This is a genomic window from bacterium, from assembly GCA_021108215.1.
Classification (GTDB): Bacteria; Oederibacteriota; JAAXVQ01; order JAAXVQ01; family JAUVAV01; genus JAIORK01.
The window spans coordinates 57,842-75,416 of record JAIORK010000006.1 but is presented as its reverse complement, the minus strand read 5'-3'; the positions used below and the strand labels follow the sequence as shown (position 1 = coordinate 75,416).

General features: G+C 43.1%; 19 protein-coding genes, 1 tRNA gene and 1 pseudogene. 17 read left to right on the top strand and 4 right to left on the bottom strand.

Annotated features, from left to right (window positions below):
• Positions 1 to 2: 2 nt before the first annotated feature.
• On the bottom strand, positions 3 to 1,487 hold the full coding sequence (locus K8S19_01325; GenBank protein MCD4812325.1) for a B12-binding domain-containing radical SAM protein: 1,485 nt from the start codon (positions 1,485 to 1,487) through the stop codon (positions 3 to 5).
• A gap of 282 nt (positions 1,488 to 1,769) precedes the next feature.
• Positions 1,770 to 2,213 carry a YaiI/YqxD family protein gene (locus K8S19_01320; GenBank protein MCD4812324.1) on the bottom strand — a complete coding sequence of 148 codons (444 nt, stop codon included), beginning with the start codon at positions 2,211 to 2,213 and terminating at the stop codon, positions 1,770 to 1,772.
• Between the two features lie 357 nt (positions 2,214 to 2,570).
• Here K8S19_01320 and K8S19_01315 point away from each other — a divergent pair, with 357 nt between their 5' ends.
• From K8S19_01315 to K8S19_01250, 14 genes and pseudogenes are all read left to right on the top strand, one after another.
• Complete coding sequence (locus K8S19_01315) at positions 2,571 to 2,750, top strand: hypothetical protein (protein MCD4812323.1); 180 nt, start codon at positions 2,571 to 2,573, stop codon at positions 2,748 to 2,750.
• A complete protein-coding gene (locus K8S19_01310) occupies positions 2,747 to 3,751 on the top strand; it encodes a virulence RhuM family protein (protein MCD4812322.1) in 1,005 nt (334 codons plus the stop codon). Before K8S19_01315 ends, K8S19_01310 begins: the two co-directional genes overlap by 4 nt.
• A gap of 1 nt (position 3,752) precedes the next feature.
• Positions 3,753 to 3,983: pseudogene (locus K8S19_01305) on the top strand (DUF3387 domain-containing protein).
• Between the two features lie 154 nt (positions 3,984 to 4,137).
• On the top strand, positions 4,138 to 6,840 hold the full coding sequence (locus K8S19_01300; GenBank protein MCD4812321.1) for a hypothetical protein: 2,703 nt from the start codon (positions 4,138 to 4,140) through the stop codon (positions 6,838 to 6,840).
• Positions 6,841 to 7,162: 322 nt separating this feature from the next.
• Positions 7,163 to 7,789, top strand: coding sequence for a putative ABC transporter permease (locus K8S19_01295; protein ID MCD4812320.1), 627 nt, complete (start codon positions 7,163 to 7,165; stop codon positions 7,787 to 7,789).
• Positions 7,790 to 8,510: 721 nt separating this feature from the next.
• Positions 8,511 to 9,236, top strand: coding sequence for a YggS family pyridoxal phosphate-dependent enzyme (locus K8S19_01290; GenBank protein ID MCD4812319.1), 726 nt, complete (start codon positions 8,511 to 8,513; stop codon positions 9,234 to 9,236).
• Positions 9,237 to 9,241: 5 nt separating this feature from the next.
• Positions 9,242 to 9,547: an MTH1187 family thiamine-binding protein gene (locus K8S19_01285; GenBank protein MCD4812318.1), complete on the top strand. Its 306-nt coding sequence runs from the start codon at positions 9,242 to 9,244 to the stop codon at positions 9,545 to 9,547.
• Positions 9,548 to 9,631: 84 nt separating this feature from the next.
• Positions 9,632 to 9,988, top strand: coding sequence for a 4Fe-4S binding protein (locus K8S19_01280; GenBank protein ID MCD4812317.1), 357 nt, complete (start codon positions 9,632 to 9,634; stop codon positions 9,986 to 9,988).
• A gap of 73 nt (positions 9,989 to 10,061) precedes the next feature.
• A complete protein-coding gene (locus tag K8S19_01275; GenBank protein ID MCD4812316.1) occupies positions 10,062 to 10,883 on the top strand; it encodes an MBL fold metallo-hydrolase in 822 nt (273 codons plus the stop codon).
• A 66-nt stretch (positions 10,884 to 10,949) separates the two neighbouring features.
• A complete protein-coding gene (locus K8S19_01270; GenBank protein ID MCD4812315.1) occupies positions 10,950 to 11,291 on the top strand; it encodes a thioredoxin family protein in 342 nt (113 codons plus the stop codon).
• A gap of 98 nt (positions 11,292 to 11,389) precedes the next feature.
• Entirely contained in the window at positions 11,390 to 11,587 is a 198-nt protein-coding gene (locus K8S19_01265) for a hypothetical protein (GenBank protein ID MCD4812314.1), read from the top strand.
• Between the two features lie 383 nt (positions 11,588 to 11,970).
• Positions 11,971 to 12,111, top strand: coding sequence for a hypothetical protein (locus K8S19_01260; GenBank protein MCD4812313.1), 141 nt, complete (start codon positions 11,971 to 11,973; stop codon positions 12,109 to 12,111).
• A gap of 141 nt (positions 12,112 to 12,252) precedes the next feature.
• Positions 12,253 to 12,543, top strand: coding sequence for a hypothetical protein (locus tag K8S19_01255; protein MCD4812312.1), 291 nt, complete (start codon positions 12,253 to 12,255; stop codon positions 12,541 to 12,543).
• Positions 12,544 to 12,599: 56 nt separating this feature from the next.
• Entirely contained in the window at positions 12,600 to 12,818 is a 219-nt protein-coding gene (locus tag K8S19_01250) for a hypothetical protein (GenBank protein ID MCD4812311.1), read from the top strand.
• Positions 12,819 to 13,927: 1,109 nt separating this feature from the next.
• On the opposite strand, the gene K8S19_01245 is transcribed toward K8S19_01250, so the two are convergent.
• Complete coding sequence (locus tag K8S19_01245) at positions 13,928 to 14,371, bottom strand: GNAT family N-acetyltransferase (GenBank protein ID MCD4812310.1); 444 nt, start codon at positions 14,369 to 14,371, stop codon at positions 13,928 to 13,930.
• Positions 14,372 to 14,799: 428 nt separating this feature from the next.
• Here K8S19_01245 and K8S19_01240 point away from each other — a divergent pair, with 428 nt between their 5' ends.
• Entirely contained in the window at positions 14,800 to 14,949 is a 150-nt protein-coding gene (locus tag K8S19_01240; protein MCD4812309.1) for a hypothetical protein, read from the top strand.
• Between the two features lie 19 nt (positions 14,950 to 14,968).
• On the opposite strand, the gene K8S19_01235 is transcribed toward K8S19_01240, so the two are convergent.
• Positions 14,969 to 15,043, bottom strand: a tRNA-Asn gene (locus K8S19_01235).
• 207 nt (positions 15,044 to 15,250) lie between these two features.
• Between K8S19_01235 and K8S19_01230 the strand changes: the two genes are divergently transcribed.
• Together K8S19_01230 and treZ are read left to right on the top strand one after the other, a co-directional pair.
• On the top strand, positions 15,251 to 15,622 hold the full coding sequence (locus tag K8S19_01230; protein ID MCD4812308.1) for a hypothetical protein: 372 nt from the start codon (positions 15,251 to 15,253) through the stop codon (positions 15,620 to 15,622).
• A 125-nt stretch (positions 15,623 to 15,747) separates the two neighbouring features.
• Positions 15,748 to 17,574: a malto-oligosyltrehalose trehalohydrolase gene (gene treZ / locus K8S19_01225; GenBank protein MCD4812307.1), complete on the top strand. Its 1,827-nt coding sequence runs from the start codon at positions 15,748 to 15,750 to the stop codon at positions 17,572 to 17,574.
• Position 17,575: the final 1 nt, after the last annotated feature.

The following is a 17,575-nucleotide window of genomic DNA, read 5'->3' as shown; positions in this document are numbered from 1 at the left end:
TATCATGCATTGATGTTTTTAAAAACCTTGCGAAAATGGAACCCGGTAATTGCCAGATTGATGGCCAAGGGGAAAGAAGCCGGGCGGTTAAACAATGACCAGAATACCAGTTTCCAATAGTGGACGCGCTCTTGGCCGATAATTCCTAGGCGTATGACCGAACGGAAAAAAGCAATCATTAACTTAAATTTAAATTTGGGCGGGTGGACTTGCGGGACATTGAAGTTTTTCAGAAAAGTAATAACCCGTTTGTAATAATTGGCGGGAGAATAAATATGGTTGATTATTTCTTTGTAGCCGTCAACCAAAACCTTCATATCCATTTTGGGGATGAAGTTGACGGAGAAATCCGTATTGTCGCCGGTCGATGTCTTTAAAATACGGTTTTCATTTTCCAGACGCTGAAATAATTGCGTGCCTTTCATGGCGTGGAGCAATCCCACCATTGCAGTGGTAATGCCGCTTTGCTGAATGAAACGAATGTGCTGATTGAAAATAGTGAGCGGATCACTGTCGAAACCGACAATAAATCCTCCCTGGACCTGTAAGCCGGCTTGCTGACATTTTTTAATCGAATCAAGCAGATCACGGTTGGTGTTTTGGCTTTTCAAACATTCGGTCAGGCTCGCTTCATTGGGTGACTCAATGCCGATAAAAACCATATCAAATCCGGCAGTTACCATCTGTTTTAGGAGGTCATCATCATCGGCTAAATTGATGGAAGCTTGCGTAAAGAAAGTGAAGGGATAACGGTGTTGTTTCATCCATTTGATAATTGCCGGGAGGACGTTTTTTTTGAGTTCCTGTTTGTTCCCGATGAAATTATCATCAACAAAAAAGACCGAGCCTTTCCAATGGGTGCTGTAGATTTGGTCCAATTCAGCGATGATTTGCGTTTGGGATTTTACGCGGGTTTTTTTCCCGTAAAGCTTGGTGATGTCGCAAAAGTCGCAGTTGAAGGGACAACCGCGTGAATACTGGATACTCATGGTGGCATACTTGCTTTGTTTGATCAAATCCCAGCGGGGAATAGGCGTTTGGCACAGTTGTGAAAATTGATTTGAGGCATATAAGTGTTGTGTCTGGCCGCGCTGAATATCCTGTATGAATTGCGGTAAGGTTAATTCCGCTTCGTTTAATATGAAGTGATCAATACCCGGGAAATCAGTGTGCGCAGTCGTAAATAACGGCCCACCGGCCACGATTTTAACCTTGGCTTTTTGGCACTGTTTAATAATGTTGAGAACGGAATCATGTTGAATGGAAATGGCACTCATGAAAACATAATCCGCCCAGTGCAAATCCCGGTCATGTAATTTCTGGACATTTAAGTCAACCAGCTTTAAATTCCAATCTTCCGGCAGCATCGCAGCGATGGTGAGCAATCCTAATGGCGGGAAAGCGGATTTTTTGCCAACGAATTTTAGTGCATATTTAAAACTCCAAAAAGTTTCCGGATGCTGGGGGTAAACCAATAGTATATTCATCATGTTCTCCCGGAGAGCGCAGTGATGGGACCATTTATTAATAAAAATATCGATGATCCGATGCAAGGGCAATATAATAAACTTTTTTAGTTGCAGGCTTGTTTCGCCTCAAGGGAAGTATTGAGAAAGTGACTGGCGGGAAGTGTTGTAGGCAAGGGTGGTATTGGCGAAACTGCAATGCATCAAGCATACGCCTGTACAATAGGAAAAGATACAGAATAATAGGGTGTTTTAGGGGTTTGGCCGCAATGATGGCCGGCTTTACGCGCGGGGTTTGTAAACTCACTGTTTGGCAATAAATTTATCCAGTTGATCGGCAAAGGCTTTGCGGTCTTTAGGATTGAAACCTGCCGGACCGCCGGTTGGGATGCCGCTGTTTCTTAAATGATCCATCAGATTGCGTATTGCCAGACGCTGTTTGATGGTTTCTTTGGTATGGAAAGCTCCTCTGGGATCAAGCGCGTATGCATCCTTGTCAACAACGCGGTCTGCCAGCGGGATATCCGCAGTGATTACCAAATCACCCGGTTGGACCAATTCGACAATTTTATCATCAGCCATGTCAGCCCCGGCATCGACATTGATCAGCGTGATGAAGGGTGACTGGGGCACGGACATCGTTTGGTTGGTAATCATAATCAGCGGCAGCTTTACTCGGGCAATAGCGCGATAGACAATCTCTTTGATTACCCGGGGGCAGGCATCCGCATCCATGAAGAGTTGCAATGGGTTGGTCCTTTCAGAGAATACAAGCGGACAAAATCCTAACCTTAAATTCATTTGTACGCAATGGCTTTTTGGCAGCAAAAAAATAGGAGCCGGAGTCGGAAACAGATAAACCAATGCTGTTTTCGAATAAATATCATTATCAATTCTCCATTTTAAATTGCTTTTATATTATCAATTGCTTGTATTATAATGCGTGCATTGCATTTCTGGAATTATCGTGCTAGCGCGAACACGATGGACAGCCTGCCCGGCGAATTGTGTCCGGCGTATGCCGGATGCCGGGTAAGCCCGTGGATTTTTATCTTTGAAAAATAAGCAGTAACAATTAAATAAATAAACTTACCAAGGAGTACCATGGCCAGGCAGAAAAAAGAAGTTAAACAAAAATCAATCGAAGAAACCCTATGGGATTCTGCCACTAAACTCAGAGGCAGCGTAGAACCTGCTGAATACAGTTCAACAAAACCGACAGCTATCGGAGATGCAAGATTTACTTCTTTCCAGGCTCGCCACGGTGGAGGAATAAGTCCATGAACAACAGCGAAATTCTCCTCTACCAAAACCCTGACGGTACTATCAAAATTGATGTCCGTCTGGAAGATGAGACGGTCTGGCTTTCGCAAGAGCAAATGGCAATGCTGTTTGGCAAAGGCAGGAGTACTATAACCGAGCATATATTAAATGTTTATGAAGAAGGCGAATTGGAGCAAAATCGAACTTGTCGGAAATTCCGACAGGTTCGTCAGGAAGGCAGCCGGAAGGTAGAACGAGAGATTGATTACTACAACCTCGATGTCATTATATCCGTTGGATATCGGGTCAAATCTCCGCAAGGTACTCAATTCCGCATTTGGGCAACGCAGCGGCTCAAGGAATATATCATAAAGGGTTTTGCACTCAATGATGACCGTTTTAAATCAGGCGATTTCATGAATTATTTCAATGAATTGCAAGACCGTCTGCGCGAAATACGCCTTTCGGAACGTTTTTTTTACCAGAAGATCAAAGACATTTATACCACCAGTATTGATTACAACCCCAAAGATGAAAAAACCATAGATTTTTTTAAAATGGTACAAAATAAATTGCTTTGGGCTATTAGCCAACAAACAGCTGCCGAACTGGTGTATCGCAGGGTTGATGCGTCACTGCCATTATTGGGCATGCAATTCCTTGATAAAAAGAGCTCGGAAGCAGTTAAAAAATCAGATGTAAGCATAGCTAAAAATTATCTGAACGAAGATGAAATAAAATTACTCGGCTTATTAGTTGAACAGTATTTGGCATTTGCCGAGACCATGGCGCAACAACATACGCCTATGTATATGAAAAACTGGATTGAGCGGCTCGATGTTATCTTGCAACTTAATGACAGGGAATTGCTTAACCATGCAGGGAAAATAAGCCGTGACATGGCATTGGAAAAAGCAGGTGCGGAATTTGAAAAACACAGTGTTGCCCAAAAACAGATCGAACACAAACAAAGCCTCAACGAAATTGAAGCGGATATAAAAAAAATGAGGAAGCCGGAATAATGATTTTACTTATCCTGAAGATAAATTGATTGAATTGGCAAAAGCCGTAAAAGTATTAGTAGAAGGGCAAGCGAAATTTCCCGACTGGAACAAGCGAGATGATATAAAATCCGCCTTGAAAGTCGGTTTGATCCTACTGTTAGATGAGTTTGACTAGCCACCGGTAGAACGAGATGAAGTTTATGTTGAGATTTTTGAACAGGCGGAGAAGTTTAAGAAGAATCAAAAGTAGCCATTGACGTTGTGGATTTAGGGGGGGCTTTGTCTCCCAAAAATATTGAATAGAGTGTTGGGAAAAATGGTCGAAATCTCATGGACGGGAACACAAAGCCGTTGTAAGATTTCTTCGGTGATTACGATATATTTTAATCCATTGGAGGCGCACCATGCTAAAAAGAATGATCAGTGGCATAATATTTACTTTCGCAATGATTTTTATCGTCCTACCGGCTTTTTCAGCAACAATTACAGTAACCAGCATTGAAGACAGCGGTGCAGGTACTTTGCGTTGGGCACTCTCCACAGCTTCAGATAACGACACCATTGATTTCAGTACCGGTGGGAATTCGATTACAGTTTACTCAACACTCAATGTTACAAAGCGGGTCACTATTGACGGCGGTGGTATACAGGTGGTAGGCGGAAATGCAGGTGTGGGGGATTTGTTTTATATCACGGGATCACCATTTGGCGGTCCAACTCTAAGTGGTCTGGCGATTGTTGACGCGGTTACCGGTATCAACATTTTTGGCGCTGATAATGTACGAATCATTGATTGTGCTATTGGCACTGATTTTTCCAGCAGCACAGGCAGGGGACACAGCAATGAAGGAATAGTGGTCAATAATGCCGATGGGACAATCATCGGTTCTGTTGGTCATGGAAATATCATCAGTGGCAACACCAATGGCATACGAAGTCAAAGTGCTGCCGGCGTGGTTATTCAAAGCAATTATATTGGCGTGGCCAATGACGGCGCAACAGCGCTACCTAATACAACGGGAATTTATTTTCAGAGCAATGTGTGGACCTGTCTGATTGGCGGTGATAGCTCAGCCTCGGAAGGAAATGTTATTTCCGGCAACACAATGCATGGTGTTTTTTTTGATGATTCAACTGTTAGTGGTAATACACTTTGCGGGAACATCATCGGTTTAACCGCTGCCGGGACATTAGGTACGGGTAATAGCAATAGTGGTATACATTTTTTTTGTGCATCTGGAAATTGGGTGGGGTTGCCTGTCAGTAACTATGGTAACTTGATTTCAGGGAATGATTCTGCTGTGTATTTCAATGGCGTTGATAGTGATTTGTGTAGCGATAATATTGTACAAAATAATATCATAGGATTGGACTTGGCGGGTAATCCTGCTGGGAATGTTTATGGTGTTTATGTATATCAGGGAACAAGAAATCAAATTGGCGGCAACCGGGGTACGGGCGCGTTGCAGGGAAACGTCATCAGTGGACAAACATCCTATGATGTCTATATATGGTCTTCGGCTGTCAGCAATTCTATTTGCGGAAATTTTATCGGGACATCTATTGACGGATCTGCGGCCAGAGATGCCGGCGCCCAGGGGATATATATCACAGGATCAGGTAACCTGATTGGCGGGCCAAATACAGATGCGGCGAATATGTATGGCAATGTCATCTCCGGGCACAACAGCACAGGTCGTAATGGAATCGCTTTTGGCGGAGGGCTGGGCAATACTGTTGTCGGTAATGTTATTGGTTTGAATGCGGCCGGTGATGCTGCCATACCAAATTATTATGGTGTGCAAATCGCAAACCCAAGTTCGCAAGGCAATCTCATCGGCGGCAGTAGTCCGGCGCTGGCCAATATTATTTCCGGAAATACCTATGACGGTATCCGTATCTACGAGACTTCAGAGCATACTATTATCGGTAACTGGGTAGGTCTCAATGGTACCGGTGACAACACCATTGAAAATATCAATACCGGCATTCGCTTGCAAACCTCAACAGCAATTAAATTGGGTGGTCAACTTAGCGGTGAAGGAAATTATATTAGTGGCAGCATGTCAGGCATTAACTTTTCCAGTAGTTCGCAGGGGAATACCATAGTAGGCAATTATATCGGCGTGAACCTTGATCTGTCAGCATCATCAGATCCTCCGCTAAATGGAATCTATGCCAGCGCCTCGCAAGATAATTTTATTGGTATTCGTGATTCGGGGATTGGCAACCTTGTTGCCAATTGTACCAATGGTATTCGCTTAGGCAGTGATGTGATGCGGATGTTTATGTATGGCAATACAATTTGTGCAAATTCATCAGTCAATATTCAATTTATGACCAGCGGCACCACTGCGAATAATGATAAAGCCAGCCCGACTATTACCGGAGCATATGATACTTATATAGAAGGCACAGCAGCAGCCAATGATTTTATAGAAATTTTTAAAGCGGAAAATGTCGCCGGTCAGGACGGTAGCCTGAGCTATGTTGGCAGTGCCACAGCTGATGGTAGTGGGAATTGGATCTTGAATTCACCCGCCGTATCACTCGGTGAGTATGTTGTGACGACTGCCACAGATTTGACCAATGGCACATCGGAATTATCAACCAATTTAGAAATTTTGGGTCCACCGACAGGAACACCAACAATGACCTTTACAGCTACAGCTACGCTGACACCTACAATCTCAGCAACCTCAACAGTCAGCCCGACATCAACTCATTCGCCAACAGTAACACCAACACCAACCATATCAGCAACCTCGACAATAACACCCACATCAACAGTAACGCCGACAGTTACGGTCACACCAGACAATCCATTACTCAATGTTGATTTAAAGGGTAAAACAGTAATGGCCTATCCTAATCCCGCCAATACTGAAGTGCGATTCCTCATGCATTTGGAAGCAGCAACAGAAGTGATGATTCATATTTATAATCTGGCAGGTGAACGCATCGCAACGATTGATCAATCAATGCCAACCGGACAAGGGCAGTATATGATCTGGAATTGTGCAGATGCAGCACCCGGCATATATTTGGTCAAAGTCCATATGGACGGAGCAGAAAAACAAACATTGAAAATCGCGGTTGTGCAATAGGGGACGTCTTACGCTGTTGGTACTTTATCCAGTGTGCTATTGGCGTTCTATTGGTATGTTTTACTCGTCATTCCGGCATGATTTTAGCCGGAATCCAGAGTAGTTCGGTAATACGGTAATAAACCGGATTGGTTGTAGCGCCGTTGCACCCTAAAAACGGGCACTTACACATGCAACGTCTCTACAACGGATGATTCTGCTGCAAAACCCCCTATGAAGTTATTGCGAGCAGCCTGCCCGGCGGGACTTTTGCCTGGCGTACTTGTCCGGCGCATGCCGGATGCCGGGTAAGCCTGTGGATTTTTATCAAGGAGGCAGGGTCATGTCCAATATGAAATACTATCAGTTGAGATTATTTTTAATTCGATTTTTTATTATCGGGATGACTTCGTATATTGTAGAAATATATTTTACCGGAACCATTTCACTAATTAAAGCGATCTATAGTTATTTCACGGTGCCGAATTACATCTTTGACCTGAACCAGGCCACCCAAGGGCATGTTGGGATTTTTGCTTTTTTTGTTTATTGTTGGGCTGCGATCCCTTTCACTTTTATGACCAATCCACTGAAAAAAATCATAAAAAATGATTTGATTATCCCGAATGCCGGGCGGGTGATTAGAGGCATTATCTACGGTTTGGTATTCATGTTGATCGAATTTGTGATCGGGCTTTTTATGGTCTATGTTCTGCATACCCGTGCCTGGGATTACAGAAACTTGCCGTTGAACGTGCTCGGAATCGTTACGTTTTCTTTTCTTCCGGCCTGGACCATTGCAGGCATGATTGGGGAGTGGTTCCATGACCGGCTTTTGCAGATCGACGACATACTTTTGAATCCAGGTTTGTTCAATCGGGAAAACATCCTGGGAGGGTTTAATAATTATCAATTTAAAATGAAGCAAAAACTGGCAGTGAAGCAGGCGAAAAAAAATCTTGCCCTGTGAGGAGATATTAAATATGTGTTGGTATTTTTGGGGGAAGCTCAGGTACTAGGAAATTAAGGGTGAATTGTAACTTATAGTGCGACATCCTTAACTGAAAGTATTTCTTTATTTAGATCGTTATTCCCGCATGATTATAGCGGGAATCCAGATGCTGAATAGGGCCCCCCGGGCTTGCCCGGGGGGGGACCACTGTTTTTGATCTTTAAATGTTTTAAAGTCACTGGATCCCGGCTTAACGATTGCCGGGATGATAACGCAAGGAGCCTCCTTTTAATAACAAGACCTCTATTACCTTTTCGTCAAACTGTCGCACTTGTAATTACAATTCACAAATACAGGGCTGTATCAAGTCACAGTTTTGCTAGTTTTTTTACCCACTCGTTCGGGAGAAGACCCATTTAATGTTTCCCCCCCTCCCAGTGTCTAATTCTTGCCCTGCATCCTACGTGGTGCGGGGCGATTAATTTCCTTGCCTATCAAAACCGGAAGGAATAGTATATGGAGTAAATTTAGGTTTTTTAGGCCTTTCTCTGGCCTGATTGTTCTGTTGTTCAATTGCTTTGGCAGAGCATTTTGCCGGGCCGGGGAAGATGGCGTGAGGGGCTACGGACAGGAATTAAGTATGGTGTCCCCGGAACTTCCCGGAACTTGACAAACTGACTCTATCCCCCAAACACATTAAAGAAGCCTAAGCAATAATTCGAAGTACGAAGGCGGGATAATGAGTATAAAAGAAAATTATTTACAAGTTAGCAGGGCAATTTCTGATCACGTGGAAATTGTTTTGGCCGCTAAAATGAAGAGCGCGGACGAAATAAGTGAAGCCCTTTCGACGGGAGCGGACATTATTGGGGAAAACTACGTGCAGGAAGCAGAAAGAATGCAAGCAGCGTTGGGGGAAAGAGCCGGAAAAGTCAAGTGGCACATGATTGGATCTTTGCAGAAAAACAAGATTAATAAAGCAGTGAAAATATTCGATTGCATACAAACCGTTGATTCAGCCGGACTCGCAGATGAGATAAACAAAAGGGCGCAGGTTATGCAAAAGAAGGTGGCGGTTTATATTGAGGTGAATATCGGCAGTGAGTATACAAAATCGGGAGTTGAACCGGACTATGACATCATTGAAAAACTGGCCAGACATATTGCGGGTCTGGATTGCTTAAAACTGGAGGGATTAATGACCATGGGTCCAAGGGTGGGGGACCCGGAAAAGGTAAGGCCTTTTTTTAGGAAGATCAAAAAATATTATGAACAATTGAAAAAGGCGGGTATTCCCAATACTGATTTGAAATGTCTTTCCATGGGCATGTCCAATTCCTACAAGATCGCCATTGAAGAAGGCGCGAATATGGTGAGGTTGGGAACGGTTGTATTTGGCGCGAGAAGCTGCGAGACAAAAAATGCGGTCGAAGGTGAAAAAGAAAATCGGATAGAAAGGAGGTAACTCGAATGCCGGTTATGGAGATCAGCGTTATTCCTTTGGGAACGAGAACGCCTTCTGTCAGTGATTATGTAGCAGTTTGTATAAAAAAAATAAAAGGCAAAAAAAATATCAAATATACATTGACCTCAATGGGAACGGTTATAGAAGCGGATACAACGTCGCGATTATTAAAAATAGCGGATGAAATGCACCATGCGGTATTGCAGGGAGAGATTAAAAGGGTGGTAACCACAATTAAGATTGATGATAGGCTTGATAAAAAGTTAACGATGAAAGGCAAGATCAATACTGTGCAAAATAAAATAAAGTGAAAGAGAAAATTATGAACAAAACCCAGATTGACAGAGGACGATCAATTGATCACGAAATATATAATTATTATGAGGAGGGTTTCAATGCCCTGGATTGATGTGGAAAAATGCAGCGGTTGTGGAATTTGTGTCGCGAGGTGTCCTGTGGACACCATTGCAATGGAAAAGGAAAAGGCAAATATCAACATGGACGGTTGTATTCGCTGCGGAACCTGCCATGACGTGTGTCCGGAGGAAGCAGTAAAGCATGACGCCGAGAAAACCCCCGGAGACGTGAAAAACAATGTAGAATTTACAAAACATTGTATGGACGCTTGTGCCAAGCATCTTAACGATGAGCGGGAGCAAGACAAGTGTTTGAATCGAATAGTGAAGCATTTCCAAAGAGAAAAACTCGTTGCCGAAAAAACATTGGAAGAGCTTGTGAAATTAAAAGGATAATAACTTGGTTTGAATCCGCATACATAATAAGAAATAAATTATGTACGTTAGAGATTGAAAAGATGGTGAAATTATGAAGCTGACAGTTCTCGTGGATAATAATACGATAATTGATCAATATTATTTTGGCGAACCGGCGGTTTCTTATTGGCTTGAAGTTGATGGTAAGAAAATAATATTTGATGTTGGATATTCGGATATATTTATAAAAAACGCAAAAATGATGAATATAGATTTAAAAAAGGCGCATACGATTGTTTTATCCCACGGTCATTTTGACCATACGGGCGGTATAGAGCCGTTTATTCAATTTGCCGGGAAAAGAACAAAAAGCATCAGGTTGGTGGCCCACCCGTTGGCTTTTAACAGGAAAAACTATGAGGGCATTGGTGATATTGGGACCCGAAAAAGAAGAGTCGAAATGCAGAAATATTTTAAATTGAAAATATCGAAAAAACCATTGTGGTTGACGGAAAATCTGTGCTTTTTGGGCCAGATTCCCAGGAAAAATAACTATGAAGCAAAGCAGCCGCTCGGTAGGGTGATAAAAAACAACCGGGAATATCCTGATTATTTGATGGATGACAGCGCCTTGGCCTACAAAGCAAAAAAAGGATTAGTCGTTATTAACGGATGCGCGCACTCTGGTATTTCAAATACAATTGAATACGCCAAAAAAGTTTGCCATATGGATAAAATATGGGGTGTTATCGGTGGGCTTCACCTTTTGAATACTAAAAGAAAAACATTGCAAAGGACGATTAAATATCTTGAATCATGTAGAATTGTAAATTTTCATCCCTGTCATTGCACGGATCTCAAGGCGAAAATAGAACTCGGGAAACATTTTGATATACAGGAAGTAGGTTCTGGACTTGTTTTAGAATATCAATAATCGCCGGACTATTGGTACTTTGTTTTTATTTCAGCCAAGCAATAAATAAAAAGTGAGGAAATATAAATGTTGAATACCAAACTCGAGCATTTAGAAAGCATTGAAGTATTTGAAGATTTATTGAAAAACAATAAAAATGTAATGATTTGTTGCGGAAGAATGGGGCCCATGTGTATTCCGGTTTATAGACTGATGGAAAAATTGGAAAAGCAATACACACATATTAAGATGGCGGACATGGATTTTGATATTTCGGCTGCTGACTGTATTAAGAATCTTCCGGAATGCAATAATTTTATGGGACTGCCTTTTACTGTATATTTTGAAAACGGCAAAGTTGTTAAAGCCACAACCAGTATTCAAAACGAGCAACAGATAACCGGCATATTGAATGAAGTATTCAGGTAATTGAGAACGTTGCTGAATTAGAAACTTAGTAAATAGGCTAAGTTTTAAATTCGTGAATGTTTCGGATTTCAAAGGAGGTTGAAAAATGCCAAGAGGTGATGGAGAAGGTCAGTTTGGAGGAGGCCGGGGTATGGGTCAAGGTAGTGGCAGAGGAGGAGGCCGGGGTATGGGCCAAGGTGGCGGCAGGGGCAGAATGGGTGGCAATGCCCCGGGGGCAGGTCCCAGTGGAGAATGCATTTGTCCCAGTTGCGGTGAAATACTGTATCATCAGCAAAGTGTTCCTTGTTATGAAATAAATTGCCCCAAATGCGGGGGTAAAATGCAGAGAGCGTAACAGAGGTGTGTGATCCGGGACGTTGATTAGTATATTAGTATAGTTTTTCGCTCCGGCTCGCTCCGGCTCGCTCCCGAGAGGAGAGGGTGTGGGGAGTCCCGGAGTTCGAATGTTCGAATAATAAAAAAACCTGCTGAAAGATCAGCAGGTTAAAAATATAAAAACAAAGTCAAAAGAGAGAACAGTAGACCGCCCCGGCCGGTTGGGGGATCGTATGGGACTCCCTTCGGTCGCAATTGAATTTTTACTGTTTAACTGATCAATTGTTCATCAGTTTTAGTAGAAAAGCATGTTCGTATGGTTAGACTGAAAAAATGGAAAATTTTTGCATGGGAAATGAAAAAAATGAGAAAAGAAAAGGCCTGGAATTGGATTCCAGGCCTGGAAAGAATAAACCGCAAAATCGAGAACAGTAGAGCAGTGGAACAGCAGACCGCAGTTTCGCTTTTTCTACTGATCAACTGTTCATTTGCTCAACTGCTCTGATTTTCGCGGAGCGAAAATCAGGCTCCCCACTGTGGACGATGTTAGAACCGTACTATTGAGATATGGAAGTCAAATAATCATTCCCAATCTGACAAAAGCAGCTTAAAATATCGAACAGTATTTAATTCGGAGGAAAAGATATTGAAAAAAATCACGATACTATTAATCACAGTTGTTTTATCAATCCCCTTGTTTAGCTGTTCTAATGATACAAATAATTACAGAAAAAATAATAGTGTGAATTCAACCATAAACTGTATTGAACCACAAAATCCCTATTCTGAAGGTAGTGGTCATTATGCAGGATTTGAATGGGCTAAAGAAAATGGTGGTGAATGTGATGGTAATTCAGACTCATTCAACGAAGGTTGTGAAGTATATTATAAACAATTGAAGGAATATAACGATTGCATAGCAAATAAAAATAAGTAAATTAATAAAGATGATTTTTAATAAAAGCTAAATTTTAAAACTGAGAGGCGTTATCTATGAATAAACATCTGTTACTGATATTTTTAAGCCTTGCATTTATTATAGGTACAAGTAATGTTTGGGGAGCCTATACAGAAAAAGAACAAGCACAAATTGATGCTGCATATAAAAGCCTTGAAGGACAATCAGAAAAACTTAAAATGATGGATTTGAAAAGTCTTCTAGTTGTTGCTGATGTTCAAGTACTGTTGTATAGGATCCGGGACGTTGATTAGTATATTAGTATAGTTCTTCGCTCCGGCTCGCTCCCAAGAGGAGAGAGTGTGGGAAGTCCCGGAGCTCGAATGTTCGAATAATAAAAAAAAGCCCTGTTGGAAGATCAGCAGGGTAAAAATATAAAAACAAAGTCAAAAGAGAGGGGCGGGGATCAGTAGACCACCCCGGCCGGTTGGGGGAGCGTATGGGACTCCCTTCGGTCGCAATTGAACTTTTACTGTTCAATTGATTAATTTTTTTTGCATCTTTCGCCCCGCGAAAGCGGGTTGGACTCGGCGTATGGAAAATGAAAAAAACGAGAAAAGAAAAGGCCTGGAATTGGATTCCAGGCCTGGAAAGAATAAACCGCAAAATCGAGAACAGTAGAGCAGTGGAACAGCAGACCGCAGTTTCGTTTTTTCTACTGATCAACTGTTCATTTGCTTAACTGCTCTGATTTTCGCGGAGCGAAAATCAGGCTCCCCATACTGTTCCATAGATAGAACTTTTCAATACACTTTCATAATTCCCATAATCGAAAGAACAAATCCACGAACCCCGAAAGTCTATAAAAATTCCATCATTTTAGCTCTAACATATCAAGCGCATCTAAAATCAGGTGAATATTCCACTCAGGCAGACCTAGCCAGGCATCTTGGTACTTCTCGGATGCGTGTTAACCAAATTCTCAGGCTTTTACAACTAAATCCCCAAATCATCCAAGCACTACAAAACCTGGGCGATCCTTTGCCATCCATCCGCATCACAGAACGCATGCTCAGAAGCCTAATAAGCCAGCCTTTAAAAAATCAAGTGGCATTTTTACGCATGAAAGGAGTGGATATTCATGAAAGATGAAACCAAGGACAAGCAAAAACAGGATTTTCCGGATTGGCTAGGGTGTGAGGACTGCAAATACAACCAAGGCAAACCCGGCTGGCCTGAGCGGGGGCAGGTCAGTTCGTTATAATTTCTGCAGCCTTTATGCCCGCCAACGGTTGGCGGTATGCGCCGTAGGGGATTTCGGAGCTGCGTCTGTATCACCCGTTACAGACCTTGATGCGAGCTGAAACGATTGATATACCACTAAAACCCCTATGGCGTATGACCGCTTGTTAGCAGCAGGCATTTATAATTTTTTCTTCAGATAAACCATGTCAATAAGTTGTATTCCGTCTTCAAACATTGGGTGGTCATAATTATCGGTAAAAAAATTCTTGATAAAATGAGATTTTTCAAATCCGCAACTTTCATAAAATGACAATATTGTCGGAGTTTCACCTGTTCCGACAAGCATTGTTTTATAGTTGTTTTTGTAATAATCTGAGACAAACTTTATTAGAGCCTTAGCATATCCTTTACCTTGATATTTTTTATATGTTGCTATGTTTTTCAATTCGCAGGTTTCTTTGTCTATCGCTACAACAACACAAACAGTCTTTAAGTCATCATCGTATAGTGCAAACATATCGCCACTTTCCAAATATCTGTCAATCATATCCTCTTGCTCGTCTGCTAATAGCAATAAATCAAGGTATTGCTTCTTGTTATTGGTAATTTTCTCTATTCTCATTGACCTGCCCCCAATTATTGTACCACCCACTGTGTTAGTCTGACCGAATCTTCCGGTGTGATCGTTTTCGGCACAGGTGGGCGGCCTTTCAGCGAACTGTGCGGTCTTTTGTGATCCGTGATCCGGGACGTTGATTAGTATATTAGCATAGTTCTTCGCTCCGGCTCGCTCCCAAGAGGAGAGAGTGTGGGAAGTCCCGGAGTTCGGATGTTTGAATAATAAAAAAACCTGCTGAAAGATCAGCAGGGTAAAAATATAAAAACAAAGTCAAAAGAGAGAGCAGTAGATCAGTTGAGCAGTAGACCGCCCCGGCCGGTTGGGGGTCGTATGGGACTCCCTGCGCGCGCAATTGAACTTTTACTGTTCAACTGATCAATTGTTATGCATTTTTCGTTCCGCGAAAACGGGTTGGACTCGGCGTATGGAAAATGAAAAAAATGAGAAAAGAAAAGGCCTGGAATTGGATTCCAGGCCTGGAAAGAATAAACCGCAAAATCGAGAACAGTAGAGCAGTGGAACAGCAGACCGCAGTTTCGCTTTTTCTACTGATCAACTGTTCATTTGCTCAACTGCTCTGATTTTCGCGGAGCGAAAATCTGGCTCCCCAGGTTGGACTCGAACCAACAACCCTTCGGTTAACAGCCGAATGCTCTACCATTGAGCTACCAGGGAATAAAAATGTCTGAACAACAAGATTTACTATGATATTCATTTCCTGCGATTAATCAAGGAAAAAATATAATAAAAACAAAAAAAATCTAACATAAGCACGGGAAAAATCCGGTGTTTTTTTTAGGTGGGGTTTTTCTTTGCGATGGCGTATAATTCTGGTGCGCGAATCGGGCGATAGTACCGTGATAATCCAAATAGAGGGCACTTATGAAAAGTGATGGCCATTGTCAAGAAATGGGTGAAACAATGAGCGCTCAGCATAGCGAACTCGCGCAAGGGCGTTGGATGCAGATGTCGTTTTGTGAGCAGATGGCAAATATCGGCAGCGAAGTCAGCCGCGCGCTTACTTGGCAGGAAAAAGGCAAGGATGCCATGGCGAAGAAAGCGTTTGTCAGAGCATTGGAATTATTGGAGTTTACGATCGAACCCATTGGGCAATACTCCCGTTTGAAGGAATTGTTCCGTGTGCGGGAAGGTATGGTTGATTATTTTTATGGAGAAAATCAATTTGCCACGTCTGCTGTTTTATGGCGGAAATACTTTGATCAATTTGCCTATGCGGCAAGAAAAGATACCTAAAACTGCGCGGAATTATTCTCAAAAATAATCATTTCATCGGCTTGTTTCAATCAATTAGGCCGCCTTATTACCGTTAATATGATATATAATAATTATTCTTGATAAACCGGGCCGGGGATGGATATATGCGTGTAGGTGCAACGTATTTAGGAAAAAATCAGTGTGAATTCCGGGTGTGGGCACCCTGGGCCAAGCAGGTCAAGGTGGTGCTCCGGGGCGGGAAAAGCGTTACAATTCCATTGGAATCAGAAAAATTGGGTTACTGGTCCGGGCAGGTGAATGCGGTGCCTGGCACCGCATACTGGTTTGAATTGGACAAGGGCAAGCGATTGCCTGATCCGGCGTCGCAGTTTCAGCCGAAGGGTGTGCACGGTCCCTCGCAGATTGTGGACCATACTCAATTTAAATGGCAGGATAAAATCTGGCAGGGTATTGCTGCCTCGAATATGATTATTTATGAGCTGCATGTGGGTACGTTTACTTCTCAAGGGACATTGGATGCTGTGATTCCGCGTCTCACGCAGCTCAAGGAACTGGGTATCAACACGCTTGAGATTATGCCGGTGGCAGCCTGTCCGGGCAAGCGTAATTGGGGCTATGACGGCGTCTATCCCTACGCAGTCCAGGACCACTATGGCGGGCCGGAGGCCTTGAAGCGGCTGGTCAATGCGGCCCACAAGCTGGGTCTGTCTGTGATGCTGGATGTGGTCTACAACCATTTGGGTCCGGAAGGTAATTATTTGGGAGCGTATGGACCCTATTTTTCAAAACGGTATAAGGTCCCCTGGGGTGAGGCGATTAATTTTGATGATCAGTACAGCGACGAGGTGAGGAATTATTTTATTCAAAACGCGCTGCACTGGTTTGATAATTATCGTATTGACGCCCTGCGATTGGATGCGATTCAGGCAATTTTTGATCAGAGTGCCTATCCTTTTTTGGCGGAACTATCCGACCAGGTGAAAATTTTTTCCCAAAAACAAGGACGTCATTTTTGTCTGATTGTTGAGAGTGATCTCAATGAAAGCCGGGTGCATCAGCCGGTGGTTGAGAACGGATTGGGGATGGATGCCAGCTGGTGCGATGACCTGCATCACAGCCTGCATGCGCTTTTTACGGGTGAGCGACAGGGGTACTACCGGGATTATGGTTCGTTTAAGGTACTTAGTCAGGCATTACGGGACGGCTATGTGTTTCAGGGTCAGATATCGCAATTTAGAAAACGCAGGTATGGCAGCTCCCGACAGCAATTGCCAGGCAAAAAACTTGTGGTGTATGATCAGAACCATGATCAGGTGGGGAACCGGTGCAATGGCGAACGGATTTCCCAATTGGTTTCGCCTGAAGCAGTCCGCTGCATGGCAGCCATGACATTACTTTCGCCCTACATCCCCATGCTTTTTATGGGGGAAGAATACGGTGAAACAGCTCCCTTTTTATTCTTTGCGGATCATTCGGACAAGGCGCTCAAGGCGGCAGTGCGCCAAGGGCGGAAAAATGAATTCAGCACCTTCAACTGGAAGCAGGAACCGCCTGATCCTTTTGCGCTTGCCGTGTTTAAAGAATCCCGATTGGATTGGGAACTGCGCCGGCGCGGGGCGCATAAAAAGCTGTTGGCGTTTTATCGGAAATTGATGGAAATTCGTAAAACCGTGCTTGATTGTCAGGCCGGGGATCACGTATTATCGGTAGTCAAAGATGATGTGGACAAAAAAATCATTACCTTGGATTTGAAGCGGAAGCAAACACGGTTGTTTTGTGTTTTTCATTGCGACCCCAAACAGCATGTTTGTTCAAGTCTGCTCCCGCAAGGGAACTGGATTTGTATCTTGGATTCGGAGGATTCTGCCTGGGGAGGAAGGGGTTGTACCTTCAAGCCAGGCAGGTTGTCCGGTCAAAGCACGACGTTACAAGCTTTTCAGGTGGTTGTATTTCAGCAGGAGGATTCCTGAT

Coding starts and splice junctions, on each gene's coding strand:
- K8S19_01310 (MCD4812322.1), top strand. CDS start 2,747: ATGAACAACAGCGAAATTCTCCTCTACCAAAACCCTGACGGTACTATC.
- K8S19_01230 (MCD4812308.1), top strand. CDS start 15,251: ATGAAAAGTGATGGCCATTGTCAAGAAATGGGTGAAACAATGAGCGCT.
- K8S19_01265 (MCD4812314.1), top strand. CDS start 11,390: ATGGAGAAGGTCAGTTTGGAGGAGGCCGGGGTATGGGTCAAGGTAGTG.
- K8S19_01280 (MCD4812317.1), top strand. CDS start 9,632: ATGCCCTGGATTGATGTGGAAAAATGCAGCGGTTGTGGAATTTGTGTC.
- K8S19_01250 (MCD4812311.1), top strand. CDS start 12,600: ATGAATAAACATCTGTTACTGATATTTTTAAGCCTTGCATTTATTATA.
- K8S19_01275 (MCD4812316.1), top strand. CDS start 10,062: ATGAAGCTGACAGTTCTCGTGGATAATAATACGATAATTGATCAATAT.
- K8S19_01315 (MCD4812323.1), top strand. CDS start 2,571: ATGGCCAGGCAGAAAAAAGAAGTTAAACAAAAATCAATCGAAGAAACC.
- K8S19_01240 (MCD4812309.1), top strand. CDS start 14,800: ATGAAAAAAATGAGAAAAGAAAAGGCCTGGAATTGGATTCCAGGCCTG.
- K8S19_01245 (MCD4812310.1), bottom strand. CDS start 14,371: ATGAGAATAGAGAAAATTACCAATAACAAGAAGCAATACCTTGATTTA.
- K8S19_01270 (MCD4812315.1), top strand. CDS start 10,950: ATGTTGAATACCAAACTCGAGCATTTAGAAAGCATTGAAGTATTTGAA.
- K8S19_01285 (MCD4812318.1), top strand. CDS start 9,242: ATGCCGGTTATGGAGATCAGCGTTATTCCTTTGGGAACGAGAACGCCT.
- K8S19_01295 (MCD4812320.1), top strand. CDS start 7,163: ATGTCCAATATGAAATACTATCAGTTGAGATTATTTTTAATTCGATTT.
- K8S19_01260 (MCD4812313.1), top strand. CDS start 11,971: ATGAGAAAAGAAAAGGCCTGGAATTGGATTCCAGGCCTGGAAAGAATA.
- treZ (MCD4812307.1), top strand. CDS start 15,748: ATGCGTGTAGGTGCAACGTATTTAGGAAAAAATCAGTGTGAATTCCGG.
- K8S19_01300 (MCD4812321.1), top strand. CDS start 4,138: ATGCTAAAAAGAATGATCAGTGGCATAATATTTACTTTCGCAATGATT.
- K8S19_01290 (MCD4812319.1), top strand. CDS start 8,511: ATGAGTATAAAAGAAAATTATTTACAAGTTAGCAGGGCAATTTCTGAT.
- K8S19_01325 (MCD4812325.1), bottom strand. CDS start 1,487: ATGAATATACTATTGGTTTACCCCCAGCATCCGGAAACTTTTTGGAGT.